The 17,739-nt window shown below is 35.9% G+C and carries 15 protein-coding genes and 1 other annotated feature; of the genes, 3 read left to right on the top strand and 12 right to left on the bottom strand.

Translation table 11 applies throughout. From position 1 onward, the window contains the following. Positions 1-7 precede the first annotated feature (7 nt). Complete coding sequence (locus tag CEF14_RS17865) at positions 8-1,231, bottom strand: metallophosphoesterase family protein (RefSeq protein ID WP_102694065.1); 1,224 nt, start codon at positions 1,229-1,231, stop codon at positions 8-10. Between the two features lie 157 nt (positions 1,232-1,388). Here CEF14_RS17865 and CEF14_RS17860 point away from each other — a divergent pair, with 157 nt between their 5' ends. Further along, positions 1,389-1,574 (top strand): YhzD family protein, encoded by a 186-nt coding sequence (locus CEF14_RS17860; protein ID WP_102694064.1) that lies wholly within the window; start codon positions 1,389-1,391, stop codon positions 1,572-1,574. Between the two features lie 83 nt (positions 1,575-1,657). Here CEF14_RS17860 and CEF14_RS17855 read toward each other — a convergent pair whose 3' ends face one another. Next, positions 1,658-2,446, bottom strand: coding sequence for an enoyl-CoA hydratase (locus CEF14_RS17855; RefSeq protein WP_102694063.1), 789 nt, complete (start codon positions 2,444-2,446; stop codon positions 1,658-1,660). Between the two features lie 642 nt (positions 2,447-3,088). Further along, positions 3,089-3,322 (top strand) — a binding site (T-box leader). Positions 3,323-3,379: 57 nt separating this feature from the next. On the opposite strand from CEF14_RS17855, the gene CEF14_RS17850 reads away from it, so the two are divergent. Both CEF14_RS17850 and serA read left to right on the top strand, forming a co-directional pair. Continuing rightward, positions 3,380-4,552, top strand: coding sequence for a pyridoxal-phosphate-dependent aminotransferase family protein (locus CEF14_RS17850; protein WP_102694062.1), 1,173 nt, complete (start codon positions 3,380-3,382; stop codon positions 4,550-4,552). Positions 4,553-4,567: 15 nt separating this feature from the next. After that, positions 4,568-6,154, top strand: a complete 1,587-nt coding sequence (serA, locus tag CEF14_RS17845) for a phosphoglycerate dehydrogenase (RefSeq protein ID WP_102694061.1) — start codon at positions 4,568-4,570, stop codon at positions 6,152-6,154. A gap of 602 nt (positions 6,155-6,756) precedes the next feature. Here the strand turns inward: serA and CEF14_RS17840 are convergent. The 10 genes from CEF14_RS17840 to CEF14_RS17795 form a co-directional block, all read right to left on the bottom strand. Then, on the bottom strand, positions 6,757-7,545 hold the full coding sequence (locus CEF14_RS17840) for an HAD family hydrolase (protein WP_102694060.1): 789 nt from the start codon (positions 7,543-7,545) through the stop codon (positions 6,757-6,759). A 380-nt stretch (positions 7,546-7,925) separates the two neighbouring features. Next, complete coding sequence (locus tag CEF14_RS17835; RefSeq protein ID WP_102694059.1) at positions 7,926-8,828, bottom strand: ABC transporter ATP-binding protein; 903 nt, start codon at positions 8,826-8,828, stop codon at positions 7,926-7,928. Further along, entirely contained in the window at positions 8,821-9,879 is a 1,059-nt protein-coding gene (locus CEF14_RS17830; RefSeq protein WP_102694058.1) for an ABC transporter ATP-binding protein, read from the bottom strand. Before CEF14_RS17830 ends, CEF14_RS17835 begins: the two co-directional genes overlap by 8 nt. A 15-nt stretch (positions 9,880-9,894) precedes the next feature. Next, positions 9,895-10,821, bottom strand: coding sequence for an ABC transporter permease (locus CEF14_RS17825; protein WP_102694057.1), 927 nt, complete (start codon positions 10,819-10,821; stop codon positions 9,895-9,897). Further along, entirely contained in the window at positions 10,818-11,750 is a 933-nt protein-coding gene (locus tag CEF14_RS17820) for an ABC transporter permease (protein ID WP_102694056.1), read from the bottom strand. The genes CEF14_RS17825 and CEF14_RS17820 overlap by 4 nt, the downstream gene beginning before the upstream one ends. 131 nt (positions 11,751-11,881) lie before the next feature. Further along, the gene (locus CEF14_RS17815) at positions 11,882-13,525 is read right to left on the bottom strand and encodes a peptide ABC transporter substrate-binding protein (RefSeq protein WP_102694055.1); all 1,644 of its coding nucleotides are present in this window, start codon (positions 13,523-13,525) and stop codon (positions 11,882-11,884) included. 373 nt (positions 13,526-13,898) lie between these two features. After that, positions 13,899-14,795, bottom strand: coding sequence for an ABC transporter ATP-binding protein (locus CEF14_RS17810; RefSeq protein WP_102694054.1), 897 nt, complete (start codon positions 14,793-14,795; stop codon positions 13,899-13,901). Further along, positions 14,788-15,846 carry an ABC transporter ATP-binding protein gene (locus CEF14_RS17805; protein WP_102694053.1) on the bottom strand — a complete coding sequence of 353 codons (1,059 nt, stop codon included), beginning with the start codon at positions 15,844-15,846 and terminating at the stop codon, positions 14,788-14,790. The genes CEF14_RS17810 and CEF14_RS17805 overlap by 8 nt, the downstream gene beginning before the upstream one ends. A 26-nt stretch (positions 15,847-15,872) precedes the next feature. Further along, complete coding sequence (locus tag CEF14_RS17800; protein WP_102694052.1) at positions 15,873-16,808, bottom strand: ABC transporter permease; 936 nt, start codon at positions 16,806-16,808, stop codon at positions 15,873-15,875. Beyond that, positions 16,808-17,737, bottom strand: a complete 930-nt coding sequence (locus CEF14_RS17795) for an ABC transporter permease (RefSeq protein WP_102694051.1) — start codon at positions 17,735-17,737, stop codon at positions 16,808-16,810. Before CEF14_RS17795 ends, CEF14_RS17800 begins: the two co-directional genes overlap by 1 nt. Positions 17,738-17,739 lie beyond the last annotated feature (2 nt).

The raw sequence follows: 17,739 nt of genomic DNA, 5'->3' as shown, positions 1-17,739 counted from the left end.
ACACCTCCTATTCTTTTGCCATGCTCATATAGCGCTTAAATAAATGCTCAGCTTCTGAAACAAGGTTATTCAGTTCTTCACTTGACAATTGTTCTAAATATCTACTACCTTTTGGGTGTTGATACAAATCTTTTACAACTTCCTTCAGGTGATTTTGGTTCCACTTATTTAGAACTTGAATAACAGACTCAGTAGCAAGTGTCGGTTCGTACGTATCTATTGTTTGATAGTCAATTTCGATAGCTTGTACCCATATAAATGGTGTTTTTTCATCTTCCTGTTCACGTATGACCTCAAGCCATTCTAAAATACTCGAATCCTCAAATAGTGACATACCCTTTTTATCAATATTCTGTAACTGAAGCCATACTACGCCAGCTCCATATTGTATACGAAAATCCCTTAATGCTTCCTCACATGCCCGTAATACTTCATTGGCATGAATTAAATTTTCACAATCCACATGAACCTTTTCATAAACTATTGCTGAAGTTGGCACAAAAGTACAATCTGCAGCAAAGTTTGTTATTGTTACATCATAAAACCCTTTCATACCTAGTTCTTTTCGATGTCTACTTTGTATATTTCCAGGGTAAATAATAGGTGGGTCTGTATGCAAAACCTGCCGCTTATGAATATGACCAAGAGCCCAATAATCGTAATTTTTTGAAAGTAATTCTTCAAGTGTAAAAGGTGCATATACATCATGTGTAGCATTTCCTTGCAAGCTTCCATGTAGCATACCGATATGTACAGAATTTTGTTCAGTTGCTACTGGATATGTATCAATCATCGATTGTGGCACATGACGTTCTGGGTAACTAAAACCATAAATATTGACCTCTATTCCCCGAACTTTTAGCACAAATCTTGATGTATCTTTTGGCATAACAAACACGTTTTCAGGTAAAGAAAAACGGGTCCAATTTCCTTTTAGATGATCATGATTACCATAACTAATAATGACCGGAATTTGTTGAGCGCATAATTGTTCCATACCATTTTGGAAGATTTTTTGTGCTCGTAGGCTTCGTTCTTCTCCATCATATAGATCACCTACAATCAAAACAAAATCTGGTTTTTCTTCAATTGCTTTTTGAATCAGTGTTGAAAATGCTTCAAATGTGCTATTACGTAATTTTTCAAATTCTTTCTCAGGAAGCTCAGACATTCCTTTAAATGGGCTATCTAAGTGCAAATCAGCAGTATGAAAAAATCGAATCGAAGACATTCAATCCCTCTTTTCTTAACACGAATATTTGTTCTTATTTTATCATATGTTTATAAGTATTTATAGCAATTTATGCTCGTTTAACACAGTTTTTCATATACAAGTAGATATCTATTTTTGTATACTGAATACATATTCATAATAAGGGGTGAAAAGCATGCAAACATTTCGTTTTACAGCTTTCGAGAAAACGGGTGAAATTTTAAAAGATGAAGCATGGGAATTCTTTGATGAGGCAACAGCAAAATCTCAAGGAGCAGAAAAAATCGAACAACTGGGGTTATTAGAAAAAACACATCGATTAGTAAATTCAAGTGGTAAATTAATCTTATTTCATGTATAAATCTATTATAAAAAGAGACATTTTTTAAATGTCTCTTAATTTATTTAGTACCAAAATAAGTTATATTAGAATAGATATATGTTTTATTTCCCTTCAAAGTTAGCAGGACGTTTTTCCACAAACGCTTTGATTCCTTCCAAATGATCAGCAGTTTTACGCATTCTTGTTTGAGTTTCACTTTCCATTTTCAAGATATCGTTGAGTTCAACCTGTTTTTGAGTATGCAAAATTTTCTTAGTTTCAATCATTGCTACAAGTGGCGAATGAAGTAGTTTTTGCGCTAATTGACCAGCTTGCTCGACAGCTGTTCCACTCTCTACTACCTCATCTACTAATCCTAATTTCTTTGCCGCATGTCCATTTAACACTTCTCCAGCCCAAATCATTTGTTTCGCCTTTGGGACCCCTAATCTTTCTTTCATGAAGAAATGTCCCGCTCCATCTGGGATCAATCCAATACCAATAAAATTCATTGCTAACTTACTATCTTCTTCTGCAATAATAATATCTGCTGCTAAAGCTAAACTAAATCCTAATCCTGCAGCAGCACCATGTACGGCTGCAATTGTAATCATTGGCAATGAATAAAATGCCTTAACCATTCTTGAGATATCTAGCATAATTGCGTCAATTTCAAAATTTCCTTCTCCATCCGTTCCAAGCATTGCTTTAATATCTCCACCAGCTGAAAATACTTTGCCACTTCCCTTTAGTATAAGCACCTGTATGGTTGGATCATTTTGCAATGCTTCAAAACAATTTGCTAATTCATTCATCATGATGCCATCCATGGCATTCATTGATTGTGCGCGATTTAGACTTACAATCGCAAGTCTCCCATTTCTTTCAACCGTAATATTTTCATATCCCATTCTTAAACACCCCTTTTGTGAACTTATAAAATCAATAACTATGATTACATACGAAAGTAATTCGATTTTAATTAAAATATACCTTCATTTCTGCTTATTTTATTTAGCGTAGATAAAAATAGTAATTCTACGAAATTGCAAATTACGAACAATTATTTATTACCAAAAATTATCTAAATATAATATTTAGTATTTACAGGAGATTGGTTTAATTGCTTTATAATGTTCCATTTCATCTTATTCACTAAAGAGATTAGGCCTTTTTTAATAAATCAACAAGTCACCTCTTACTTGCTAAGTGAAATTACTGAAAGTAGCATATATAAAATGGAATTAGCTCCTCATTCCTTGGGTGAAAACGTCTTAGCTTTCCTTTTGAAATCTTCACTTATGTTTACTCGTATAAAATCAACAATATCCAGTATCATAATGTCTACCTAGCAAAAGATAGTAACTTTAGAAGTATTGTCCTAAAATACTGTCCTTTCTAAAAAGACGTACAATAATCACTATATAGTGATTAAAAGTTCGTTTTTAACTCTATATTATTAGAGTTAAAAACAATAATTTTAAGAAAATTTGAAAATAAGGTTGACATTCAGTGTTATTGGTTTTAATATTGGATTAAATTTAATACGACGAAAAAATACGACGACGAAGACATGCTTATCGATTTGAAAATCCCACAGCGAGCTGATGGTAGGTGGAAATCAGTGATTTCAACGGTAAGTTCCACTTCTGAGTAGGTATTCTGAACATTTCAAAGTAGGTTTACCCGGTCCATGCACGTTAAGCATATAGCAAAGACTGTCCACTATAAAAGGACAGTAAACAAGGGTGGTACCGCGATTGTTGATTCAGCTTTTCGCCCCTTACGACGGTAAGGGTGTGGAAAGCTTTTTTATTTTTCAAAAATGAGAGGAGCAACTAATTATGTTACAAGATTATCAACTATTACGTATTCCAGGACCAACACCAATCCCTCCAAGCGTTGAACGTGCTATGGCTAAACCAATGATCGGGCATCGAGGTAACGAGACTAGTCAGATGATTCAAAATATTAAACCTAGACTGAAAAAAGTATTTGGCACAACACAAGATGTCATGATGCTAACAGGTAGTGGTACTTCTGGTCTCGAAGCTGCAATCGTTAACGTTGTAAAACCAGGTGATAAAGTATTAGTTGTTGCGACTGGGGTATTCGGAAACCGATTCACAAAAATCTGTGAAGCTTACCAAATTAACGTAGAAGAATACAAAGTTGAATGGGGTACTGCACTAAAGCCAGCTGAAATTGCTGAATATCTTAAAGCGAATCCAGAGATCAAAGCTGTATTCTCTACTTATTGTGAAACATCAACAGGTGTTCTTAACCCAGTTGGTGAATTAGCTCAAGCAGTTCATGCGATCAATAACGAAACATTAGTGATTATCGATGGCGTATCATGTATGGCTGGTGTAGAAACAAAAATGGATGAATGGGGAATCGATGTTGTTGTTACTGGTTCTCAAAAAGCATTCATGCTACCAGCTGGACTTAATTTCATCGCAGCTAGTGAAAGAGCGTGGAAAGTAATTGAATCTAATCCTAAAAAAGGTTTCTATTTAGACCTAACAAAATACCGTGATAATTTAGCAAAAGATACTACACCTTTCACACCAGCACTATCTCTATTATTTGGTTTAGAACAAGTACTTGAAAATTTTGAACAAGAAGGTCTTGAAAATGTGTACGCTCGTCATCAATTAATGCGCGATATGACACGTGCAGCTTTCAAAGCATTAGATCTTCCATTATTCGCTTCTGACGAAGATGGTTCTCCAACAGTTACATCTGTTAAACCTGATGACTTTGATGCAGAAGCATTCCGAAAAGTATTAAAAACTGATTTCAACTTATCAGTTGCTGGCGGTCAAGCAAATCTTAAAGGCAAAATTTTCCGTGTTGGTCACATGGGCTACTGTGCACCAACAGATGTACTTCAATATGTAGCTGCAATGGAAATTGCGCTTGTAAAAGTTGGTAAACAAATTCAACTTGGAGCCGGTATAGCTGCTGCTCAACAAGTTTATTTACAATACACAACAGAAAAAGTTGCACAATAAGGAGAGAATGTAGAGATGGCTATTAACATTTTAATCAGTGACCCACTAAGCGAAGATGGTATTTACCCACTTCGCCAAGAACAAGAACTAGATTTGAATATTGTGATTAACACTGGCCTTCAACCAGAAGAATTAAAAGCAATCATAAATGATTTCGACGTTTTGCTTGTACGTAGTCAAACAAAAGTCACTCGCGATATTATCGAAGCTGCAAATAACTTAAAATTAATCGGTCGTGCAGGGGTTGGTGTAGATAACATTGATCTCGATGCCGCAACTGAAAAAGGGATTATCGTAGTAAATGCTCCAGATGGTAACACAAACTCTGCTGCTGAACATACAACTGCGATGATTATGTCTCTTGCTCGACACATTCCACATGCCTTCCTATCATTAAAAGAAGGTCGCTGGGATCGTAAAAAATTCGTCGGAGTAGAGCTTAAAAACAAAACTTTAGGTGTAATAGGTTTCGGTCGTATCGGACAAGAAGTTGCTCATCGTGCAAAAGGAAACCGTATGAACGTTATTGCATATGATCCATTCTTAACTGCTGAAAAAGCTAAAAAAGCTGGTGTCGAATTTGGTACTGTAGAAGATGTCGCTCGCGTTTCTGACTTCATCACAGTACACACGCCACTTCTAGATTCTACTCGTCATATGATTAATGAAGAAGTTTTCAACGTCATGAAAGACGGCGTTCGCATTATTAACTGTGCACGTGGCGGTATCATTGACGAAGAAGCTCTTTACAATGCCATTGAATCAGGTAAAGTTGCTGGTGCTGCTCTAGACGTTATGGAAGATGAACCATTCGTTGGCAACCGCCTTCTAGACTTACCACAAGTAATTGCTACCCCTCACCTTGGTGCATCTACTATTGAAGCTCAAGAGTCTGTAGCGATTGATGTAAGTAATGACATCTTAAGCTATTTTAAAGTGGGTACTGTACGTAATCCTGTGAACATGCCTTCAGTTCCAAAAGATATGGTTGCAAAAGTAGAACCTTTCTTCGATCTTGCTGATAAAATCGGTGCATTTGTATCTAATTTAACGGATGAAGCTATTGAAGAAATTAACGTTTACTACTCTGGTGAATTAGCAAGCTTTGATGTTCGTCCATTAACAAACAATACAGTAAAAGGTGTACTTACTCGTAACCTTGGTAACCATGTGAACAATGTGAATGCACGTTACCTAGCTGAACGTAATGCGATCAAAATTAACGAACATAAATCTACAACAGCAAAGGCTTTCTTAAACTCTATCTCTGTTGAACTAGTAACAAAAAATGAAACTCATAAAGTAAAAGGTACATTACTTAACGGCCTTGGTGCTCGTATCGTTCAAGTTGATGAATATGTAGTGGATGTCGTACCACAAGGGCACTTAATCTTCATCAAACATACTGATAAACCAGGTGCTATCGGTCGTGTTGGCACATTGCTTGCAGAAAAAGACATCAACATTGCAACAATGCAGGTTGGTCGCTCAAACCAAGGCGGTAATGCTATTATGATGCTTTCTGTAGATAATACAGTGGACAACGTAGAATTTTTAACAGCTCAAGATAATGTCTTTGAAGCAAAAGCAATTAATTTGTAATTAAAAACAACACATCATAAAAAACGAAGCAGTCTCTATTGCAGAGACTGCTTTGCTTTTTTTAACAAAGGAGAACTCCAAGAATTCAAGTTTACCTACAATTTTTTACGCTGGATTCTTCTCCCTCTGCTACAAGAGGGCACTGGATAAGTAAAAGTAGCTTGATTATTATAAAAAATTTTGTGTTAACCCATCTTAGTTGAAGTGAAATTAGCGGAGACTCCTGTGGGAAAACGAGCTAGACGAGACCCCGGAGCGCAGCGAGGAGGCTCGTCAGTTCGCCCACGGAAAGTGGAGCTAATTCCACTTCATTCAACAGCAGATATATACTATAAATCTTTGTATTCCTATACTTTTTCAGTCCTCCGCTACCATCAACTGAATACATAACCGGACAATACAGTCTACAATAACTATTAGAAAAAAAGAGTAGCTGTTAGCTACTCTTTAAACTTAGTTCAATCTATAAAGTACTACTATTAATGTTAAAATACACGCAACAATGGTCATAGGATCTTTCAATAATTTTTTCATAGTCTTCATTTCCTTCCCCTCGGTATGAATGAACGACTTTTTTCTTTTAAAGTTTCGTATTTTAGCTATTAAATATGATCTAACAATTGAACAAGTTCATGGAGCGAATGAATTTCGTAAGTAGGCGTAATTCCTTCAATATGTTGTTTATCTTCACGGTTTATCCAAGCAGAACGCATTTGAACACGAGAAGAACCAAGAATATCGGTCATTAAATTATCCCCTACCATAATCGCTTCATCTGCCGTTACTTTTGCAATATCTAAAACATGTTTGAAAATGGATGCTGCTGGCTTGCCTTCCCCAAAATCACCTGAAATAATAATATGATCAAAATAAGGGACAATTTCTGGTGTAATTTGCAATTTCGTATTTTGCAAACTTGGCGCACCATTCGTCAATAAAATAAGTTGATACTTTCCTTTTAATGTATCTAATACTTCAAATGTTTCCTCATAAACAAAAGGACTCTGTTTTCTGACTTCTACAAAGTATTCCCCAAGTTCAGCACCTAACGCTTCATCATTTATACCAAGCTTTGCTAGTCCTCCAGTCCAAGCGGCTTTGCGATAACTTGGTACTATTTTCTTTAGTTCTTGAAATTGAGGTGTTGGATCATCAAATGTTCCCCATAGCCCTTCAAATGGGTTAATACCAATCATTTGTGTATAATCAAATGTAGGGTATGTACTATATAAATCACGTGCAGTTTGGCGTACTGCTTCTTCTAATTGCTGAACATCAATATCAATACGAGAAGCAGCTTTCTCACATGTTAATGAAAATGCTGTGGCAATACTTTTTTTATCCCATAATAACGTATCATCTAAATCAAAAATAACAGTTGAAATCGTCACTTGTTGGTTCGCTCCCTACTTTTTATGTTGTCAAAGATATCGTAGCATACTTTTAGATTGAATAAACCGAATTTTCTTTAACTTTTAATTTTTTTATTTATAAATGCTCAATACATATTTTTTGGTTCTCTTTTATTTTATATTATTAAAATTTACCAAATATACGGTTTCTAGAGTAAATTCTTATATAAATGAACATCCATTTTAATCATGAAATACGAACAACTTAACAAATTATGGATTTAAATCAAAATCAACTAGCATAAAGTTTGAAATCGTCAAACTTTATCAAATTAAGGGTCTTGCTGCCCTTTTATACGGGATAAAAAAATCTCTTGTCGGCGAATATGCGACAAGAGATTCAATATGCTGAATAATAACTATCCCTGCATTCTCCATTTCTCAATTTGAGCTTCTGTACCATACACAAAATGCCCTTTAAATACTTCATGTATTGTTTGCTCACCATCAACTTCTTCCTCTTTATAAGGAATTCGCTTACGTTTACTCTCTGAAATTGGATCTGGAAGTGGAATTGCAGAGAGTAGCGATTTTGTATACGGATGTATTGGTTTTCTGTAAATATCTTCTGATGTACCAATTTCAAGAATCTTACCCGCTCGCATTACCGCTATACGATCACTAATATATTTCACCATCGAAAGATCATGTGCAATGAATAAATAGGTTAACCCATGTTTCTTTTGTAATTCTTTTAATAAGTTAACAACTTGTGCTTGAATGGAAACATCCAATGCTGAGATTGGTTCATCTGCAATGATGAAACTTGGATTTAAACTTAACGCTCTTGCAATCCCAATGCGCTGACGCTGACCTCCTGAAAATTCATGGGCATAGCGATTCATATGTTCACGATTTAGTCCTACTGCTTCAAGTAATTTTCCAATACGTTCTTGACGTTCTTTTTTATCTTTGTACAAGCCATGTATTTTGAAACCTTCTGCAATAATTTCACCGGCTGTCATTCTTGGATTTAATGATGCATATGGATCCTGAAAAATCATTTGCATTTCTTTATTAAATGATTTTAGATCTTTTTGATTCTTTTTGTCATGTACATTACGACCTTTAAAGATAATTTCTCCATCAGTAATGTCATATAAGCGAATTATTGAGCGACCAGTCGTTGATTTTCCACAACCAGATTCGCCTACAAGCCCTAGTGTTTCACCTTTGTACACATCAAAGCTAATACCATCAACGGCTTTAATAGAACCAAAATACTGTTTTAGATTTTTAACTTCTAATATTTTCTCAGCCATGATGAACATCCTCCTTAGCAAGATAGCCTTCAATTCGTTTTCGTACTTCCTCTGGCACCGGAATTTTTGGTGCATCTGGATGCAACAACCATGTCTTTGCAAAATGAGTTTCACTAACTTGGAACATTGGAGGCTCTTCTTCATAATCAATTTGCATAGCAAACTCATTACGTGGTGCGAATGCATCCCCTTTTGGCGGATGAATTAGATCTGGTGGTGAACCTGGAATTGTACGTAACAATTCTTCCGTATTGTTATCTAAGTCTGGCATAGACCCTAGTAATCCCCATGTATAGGGATGCTTTGGATCATAGAAAATTTCATTTACCGCACCATATTCTACAATCTGCCCAGCATACATAACAGCTACATAATCAGCAACATTTGCAACCACTCCAAGATCATGTGTGATAAAAATAATGGATGTATCACTATTACGTTGAATTTCTTTCATCAACTCTAGAATTTGAGCTTGAATGGTAACATCTAGTGCTGTTGTAGGTTCATCGGCTATCAGTAACTTGGGCTCTGCTGCAAGAGCTATCGCTATAACAGCCCGTTGTCTCATACCACCTGAAAATTCATGTGGATATTGTTTAAAACGTTTTTCAGGGAATGGAATGCCTACTTCATCAAGTAACTCGATTGCTCGTTTTTTGGCAGATTCTCGCGTTGCTTTTTTATTATGCTTTAATATTACTTCCATGATTTGCTTACCAACTCTCATCGTTGGGTTTAAAGCTGTCATGGGATCTTGGAATATCATTGCAATCTCATTCCCACGAATTTTTGTCATCTCTTTTTCCGTACATTTTATTAGATCCTTGCCATTAAATACGATTTCTCCACTTTCATAAATTCCCGGTGGCTGTGGTATAAGCTTCATCAAGGCATTGCTCGTTACGGATTTTCCTGAACCCGATTCCCCTACAATCGCTAGCGTTTGACCCTTTTCTAAAGAAAAGTTAACGCCGCGAACAGCATGAACGAGTCCTGCATATGTTTTAAAATTAATGCGTAAATCTTTTACTTCAATAATCTTTTCGCCCATTCTATTCACCCTTTTCTATTTACGTAATTTTGGATCAAGTGCATCACGAAGACCATCACCCACTGCATTGAAAGCAAAAATCGTAAGCGATATAAATACTGCAGGGAAAATTAAACGCCAAGGTGCTGTTTCTAATGCGTTGTTTCCTTCTGATGCCATAGTTCCCCAGCTAGCCATTGGTGCTGGTACACCTAGTCCTAAATAACTTAAGAAAGACTCGGTGAAAATAGCAGTTGGAATCGTTAATGTCATTGTTACTAAAATAGCTCCAAGTGCATTCGGAACTAAATGCTTTAAAATAATATGACTAGTATTTGCTCCAAGTGTTCTTGCCGCAAGTACATATTCTTGATTTTTAATCGACAGTACCTCTCCACGTACAATTCGAGCCATGTTTACCCATCCGGTAATCGATAGAGCAATAATCATTGGCAATAAGCCCGGTTGTAATACGACTAAAAGGATAATGACAACCAATAAGTACGGGACAGCTGTTAAAACGTCTGCAATACGCATCATGATATCGTCTACTCGCCCCCCCACTAAGCCTGAGATTGCTCCCCATGCAACACCAATAATTAAGTCAATAACTGCTGCAGTGATGCCAATGAATAGTGAAATACGCGCACCATACCAAACACGGACAAATACATCACGACCAAGATCATCAGTACCAAACCAATGTTTCAATGACGGAGCTTTATTATATACACCTAGCTGCTCACGGTAACTAAATGGAGATAACCAAGGAACAAGAACAGCCATCAATATCACAATCACTAAAATGATCAATCCTACAATCGCTAACTTATTATGTGAAAAACGATACATTACTTCCTTCCAAAAAGAAACGGATCTTTCTGCAAGTTTTTCTGTTTCTGCATGATTTCCACCAACGATTTTAAACTTGTCTTTTGAAATATTTGTCGACTGTTGTGTCATGATTTTTGGTCTCCTTTCAGCTTGATGCGCGGATCGATGAATCCATATAAAATATCAACTATTAATACCGCGAATAACAGGATAATGGAATAGAACACGGTTGTTCCCATAATGACTGTATAGTCTCGATTTGTAATACTTGTCACAAAGTATTTACCTAAACCAGGTATTGCAAAAATTTGCTCCACAATAAAACTACCTGTAATAACACCAGCAGCTAAGGGTCCTATATACGTAACAACCGGCAATAGTGCATTTCGTAGCGTATGCTTAAACACAGTCGCCCATTTACCAATTCCTTTAGCTCTTGCCATTTTGACATATTCACTATGATTTTGTTCAAGCATACTTGAACGAGTAAGCTTTGAAATAAAGCCCATATGCGAAATAGCAATCGCTAGTGCAGGCAAAATACTATAGACAAATCCATTCCAACCACTAATCGGAAGTAGCTGTAACTTCAAACCAACGAAATATTGGAGTAAACCAGCAAGGATGAATGACGGTACTGAAATACCTAAAACGGCAAACGTTGTTGCGAGATAATCGGGAAACCTATTATGATATAAAGCTGCGATCACACCGATTAACACACCAAATCCCACTGCTAAAAGCATGGCTTCAATCCCTAATGTTAAGGAAATTGGGAAGCTTTCAGAGATCATATCATTTGTAGAACGGCCTTTGTATTTCATCGATTCGCCAAAATCAAATTGTGCTGTAGCAACTAAATAATCTTTATATTGAATATACCAGGGGTTATTCAAGCCATACGACTCGTTCAGCTGTTCTTGAATAGCTGGGGGGAAATTCTTTTCAGATGCAAACGGACTACCAGGGGCAAGTCGCATTAAGAAGAATGTAATCGTCACGATTACAAATAATGCGATGAAAATATATAGACATCTCTTTAGGATGTACTTGAGCATTTTAATTCCTCCTTTGATTCATATTTGCGAAATAAAGGGCTGCTATTTAATCGATGATCTCGACTAAAAGCAGCCCAACTACCTTGTAGTAGATATAATTTATCTATTCGTTACAATCAATAGTTCTACTATTATTTTTGGATATCTACAGATTTAAGGTCAATTTCACCCAATTTGTTTGGTTCCATGTTTTTCACATAATCTTTTTCTACGAAGTTATTAACGTAGAAGTAGATTGGTGCTACAGGGAATTCTTGAGTAAGAATTTTGTTACCTTCTTTTAAGTACTCAAGACGTTTTGCTTCGTCAGCTTCTTTAACTGCTTTTTCCATAAGTGATTTGTACTGTGGATTTTCCCAACCAGTATCATTGTTACCGTTTTTAGCAGTATCATAGCGTTCTAGGAATGTATAAGCATCGTTGAAATCAGCAATCCAACCCAAACGAGCTACATCATAATCTAACGCATCTACTTTATCAAGATATACTTGCCACTCAGAGTTATCGATTTTAACTTCGATTCCTAAGTTTTTCACCCAACCTTCTTGAATATATTGAGCGATTGCTTGGTGTGCTTCACTTGTGTTAATAGAAATACCAAGTTTAATATCACTTGCTTTTTTAATGCCTAATTCTTTCATACCAGCTTCAAGCGCCTTTTTAGCACCAGCGATATCATTGTCTTTGAAACCATTATTTTCATTTTCAAAGCCAGCGATTGCTACAGGAACACCACTAAGCGCTGCTGGCTGTCCGCCTTTAAGAATGTCTTTTGATAAACCTTCGCGATTAATCGCAAGCGCTAAAGCTTTACGAATGTTCGCATTTTTAGTAAATTTGCCTTTTGTATTGAATTTATACTCATAAATAGCAGCATAATCTTTGTTTTTAAGTGTACCGTCTTTTTTGTAGCCATCCATTGCATCAAGTGGAACAACTTGGAATGGAGAACCTAAGTAATCGATGTCACCACTTTGGAACATACGGTTAGCTGTTGCTTCAGATTCAACCATTTTCATGTTAATTGTATTTAAAGCTACATGGTCTTTATCCCAGTAATCAGCATTCTTTTTAAGCGTAATCGAATCACTGTGTTTCCATTCACCTAATGTAAACGGACCATTTGTTACATAAGTGTCTCCAGCTTCAGCAGCCCATTTTTTGTTGTCTTTTACCACTTTTTCATTAACTGGTAAGTAAGTATAGAAAGCAGTCAATTCTAAGAAGTAAGGTGTTGGATTTTCAAGCGTTACTTCTAATGTTTTATCATCAACAACTTTAATACCTAGATCTTTTTCAGAACCTTTACCTTCGTTATAAGCTTGAGCGCCTTTGATTGGGTAAAGAATAGAAGCATATTCTGAAGCGTTTTTAGGATTTAACGCCCATTTCCAAGCATAAGCGAAGTCTCCAGCTACAACTTGGTCACCATTTGACCATTTTTGATCACGTAAAGTAAATGTATACGTTAATTTATCGTCACTAACTTTAATATCTTCTGCTGCTGCATTTTGTACTTTACCATCTTTATCAACACGAGTTAAACCTTCAAAAATAGTACGAAGAATTGCACCAGAAGTACTATCTGTTGCAAGTTGTGGATTCATACTTGGTGGTTCAGATGTAATTGTTAGATTTAATGTTTTATCTTCAGTTTTAGTTTCTGTTGACTTTGATGAATCATCTGTTTTATCTTTCGATCCACCAAAGTTACATGCTGCTAATACCAACATCAATGCTGATAAAAGCACAAGTGATAAAAACTTTTTCTTCATAATAATCCCCCTTATTTGGTTTACATAATTATTGATAGTTACTAACCAAAAGTAACTACCTATTACTATATCAGAGGATACTATATAAAAAAACAAATTATCCTAATTTTCTAAAATACCTCAATTTTCTAAAACTTATGTCATATAAATATTTTTCGAATAAATATACATATTTTCTTAATTTACCGAAATATAGTAAGCTTAAAGTATTTTAATTGAATTTTTATACATTTTATGAATATTAAAATCCGGAATATTTTTTAAAATTTCTTACGCTTTAAAGTATTAAAGTGCCTTTTTAAGCTAAAAAAAGCCCTCATCAAGAAAATCAATGAGGGACATTTTATAACTTTTTTATTCAAAAAGAGCTCTATTATTTATACCATTTAGCAATTTGTTGATCTGTTCCATAAACAAAATGGCCAGGGAATACTTCGTGAGTTGAAGCATCATCTCCTGTTTCCTCATGTTCATAAGGAATACGAGTACGTTTACTTTCAGAGATTGGATCTGGCAATGGAATAGCTGAAAGTAATGATTTTGTATATGGATGAACTGGGTGTTGATAGATATCTTCTGAAGAACCAATTTCTAAAATCTTTCCTCGACGCATCACGGCAATACGATCACTAATATATTTAACCATTGAAAGATCATGTGCGATGAATAAATAAGTTAGTCCACGTTCTTTTTGGAGTTGTTTTAGTAAGTTAACAACTTGTGCTTGAATGGATACGTCTAGTGCAGAAATTGGTTCATCTGCAATGATAAAGCTTGGATCTAAACTTAGTGCACGGGCAATACCAATACGTTGACGTTGACCACCTGAGAATTCGTGAGCATAACGGTTGGCATGTTCCCTGTTTAGTCCAACAGCTTCTAGTAGTGAAGCAATTTTCTCTTTTCGTTCTGTTTTGTTTTTATATAGACCATGAATATCAAAGCCTTCAGCAATAATTTCGCCTGCTGTCATACGTGGATTAAGAGATGCGTATGGATCTTGGAAAATCATTTGCATTTCACGGTTAAAGTCTTTTAATTCTTTTCGTGACTTCTTGCCATGAATATCTTTCCCTTTGAATTTAATTTCTCCATCTGTAATATCATAAAGACGGATAATAGAACGACCAGTTGTAGATTTCCCACATCCTGATTCACCTACAAGGCCTAGTGTTTCACCTTTATAGACATCGAAACTTATACCATCTACGGCTTTAATAGTACCAAAATACTGTTTCAAATTTTTAACTTCTAATATTTTCTCAGCCATTTTGTGCACCGTCCTTTGCTAAATAACCATCAATTCGTTTTTGAACTGCTTCTGGAATAGGGACTTCTGGTGCATCTGGATGTAGTAGCCAAGTTTTTGCAAAGTGTGTTTCACTTACTTTAAACATTGGTGGTTCTTGTTCATAATCAATTTGCATCGCATACTCATTACGTGGTGCGAATGCATCACCTTTAGGTGGATGGATTAAATCTGGTGGTGAACCTGGAATTGTACGCAATAATTCATCGGTTTTATTATCCAGATCAGGCATTGAGCCTAGTAATCCCCAAGTGTATGGATGTCTAGGATTGTAGAAGATTTCGTTTACTGTACCATATTCTACAATTTGCCCAGCGTACATAACCGCTACTCGGTCAGCAATATTCGCCACTACACCAAGATCATGTGTGATGAAAATAATCGATGTATTACTTTTCTTTTGAATTTCTTTCATTAATTCAATTATCTGAGCTTGAATCGTAACATCAAGTGCTGTTGTTGGTTCATCCGCAATAAGAAGTTTCGGATCAGCCGCTAATGCTATGGCAATCACTACACGTTGGCGCATACCACCTGAAAATTCATGAGGGTATTGTTTAAAACGTTTTTCTGGGAATGGAATCCCTACTTCATCAAGTAACTCGATTGCTCGTTTTTTTGCAGATTCTCGCGTTGCTTTTTTATTATGTTTTAAAATTACTTCCATGATTTGCTTTCCTACCCTCATTGTTGGGTTTAAAGCAGTCATTGGATCTTGGAAAATCATCGCAATCTCGTTACCACGGATTTTCGCCATTTCTTTTTCTGATACTGGGATCAGGTCGCGTCCTTCAAATAAAATTTGACCACTATCATAAATACCTGGTGGTTGAGGAATGAGTTTCATCAAAGCATTACTCGTAACACTTTTACCAGAACCTGATTCACCAACGATTGCAAGTGTTTCCCCTTGTTTAAGGTCGAAGCTAACACCGCGAACTGCGTGAACAATACCCGCATATGTTTTAAAGTTAATTTTCAAATCTTTTACTTCTAATAATGTTTCACTCATTTTCTCACCTACTTCTCTACTAAATATTATTTACGTAATTTTGGATCAAGCGCATCACGAAGTCCATCACCTACTGCATTAAAGGCAAAAATCGTCACGGAAATAAATACCGCAGGGAATATTAAACGCCAAGGTGCAGTTTCTAATGCGTTGTTTCCTTCTGATGCCATAGTTCCCCAACTTGCCATTGGTGCTGGCACTCCTAGTCCTAAATAACTTAAGAAAGACTCAGTGAAAATGGCGTTTGGAATTGTTAATGTCATTGTTACTAAAATTGCTCCAAGTGCATTTGGTACTAAGTGCTTCAAAATAATATGTTTAGTACCTGCTCCGAGTGTTCTTGCCGCAAGTACATATTCTTGGTTTTTAATCGAAAGAACCTCTCCACGTACAATTCGAGCCATATTGACCCAACCTGTGATAGAAAGAGCGATAATCATTGGTAGTAAACCTGGTTGTAAAACAACAAGTAAAATAATTACTACTAATAGATAAGGGACTGCCGTTAATACATCAGCAATACGCATCATAATATCATCAATGCGACCACCTACTAAACCTGAAATTGCGCCCCATGCAACACCAATGATCAAATCAATCACTGCTGCTGTTAAGCCGATAAATAATGAAATTCGAGCTCCAACCCATACACGAACAAATACATCACGACCGAGATCATCTGTTCCAAACCAATGTTTTGCTGAAGGAGGAGCATTATATACACCTAATTGTTCTCGATAGCTATATGGAGAAAACAAAGGAACGAAAATGGCAAGTAGCCCAACGATTACTAAAATAATTAAACCTAAAATGGCTAATTTGTTTTGAGAGAAGCGAAGTCTTACTTCCTTCCAGAAAGACACTGATTTTTCAGAAAGTTTTTCTGTATCGGCGTGATTTCCACCAACAATTTTGAACTTGTCTTTTGAAATCTGAGGAATTTCCTTTAAAGATTGTGTCATTATTTTTTCGCTCCTTTCAGCTTGATACGTGGATCAATTAGTCCATACAGAATATCTACCACTAATACTGCAAATAATAGAATAATTGAATAGAATACTGTCGTTCCCATAATTACCGTATAATCACGGTTTGTAATACTCGTTACAAAATATTTACCTAACCCAGGAATAGCAAAGATTTGTTCCACAATGAAACTACCTGTAATAACACCGGCAGCTAATGGTCCTAGATAGGTGATAACCGGAAGAAGAGCGTTTCGTAGGGTGTGTTTGAAGACGGTTGTCCATTTACCAATCCCTTTAGCGCGTGCCATTTTCACATATTCACTATGATTTTGTTCAAGCATGCTTGAACGAGTTAGTTTTGCGATAAAACCCATATGTGTAATCGCGATTGAAAGTGCAGGCAAAATACTATACGCAAAGCCATTCCAACCACTAATCGGTAATAGCTGCATTTTTAGACCCACAAAATATTGTAATAATCCCGCTAAAATAAAGGACGGAACGGATATACCAAGGACTGCAAATGTAGTCCCTAAATAATCGGGGAATTTATTATGATAGAGCGCTGATACAGCACCTATTAAAATACCAAAACCAACTGCAAGAATCATTGCTTCAATACCTAATGTCAGTGAAATTGGGAAACTTTCATTGATCATATCATTTGTAGAACGACCTTTATATTTCATAGATTCACCAAAATCAAATTTTGCAGTCGAAATTAGATAGTCTTTATATTGAACATACCATGGATTATTTAATCCATACTCCTTATCAAGAGCTTGCTGAATTTCAGGTGGCACACTCTTTTCACTTGCAAATGGGCTACCGGGAGCAATTCTCATAAGGAAGAATGTAACAGTTACGATTATAAAAAGTGCAATCAGTATATATCCAAGTCTTTTTAAAATATACTTAACCATTC

Source organism: Rummeliibacillus pycnus (genome assembly GCF_002884495.1).
Classification (GTDB): Bacteria; Bacillota; Bacilli; order Bacillales_A; family Planococcaceae; genus Rummeliibacillus; species Rummeliibacillus pycnus.
Note: the sequence above shows the minus strand (reverse complement) of the source record. Positions and strands in the feature narration are given on the sequence as shown.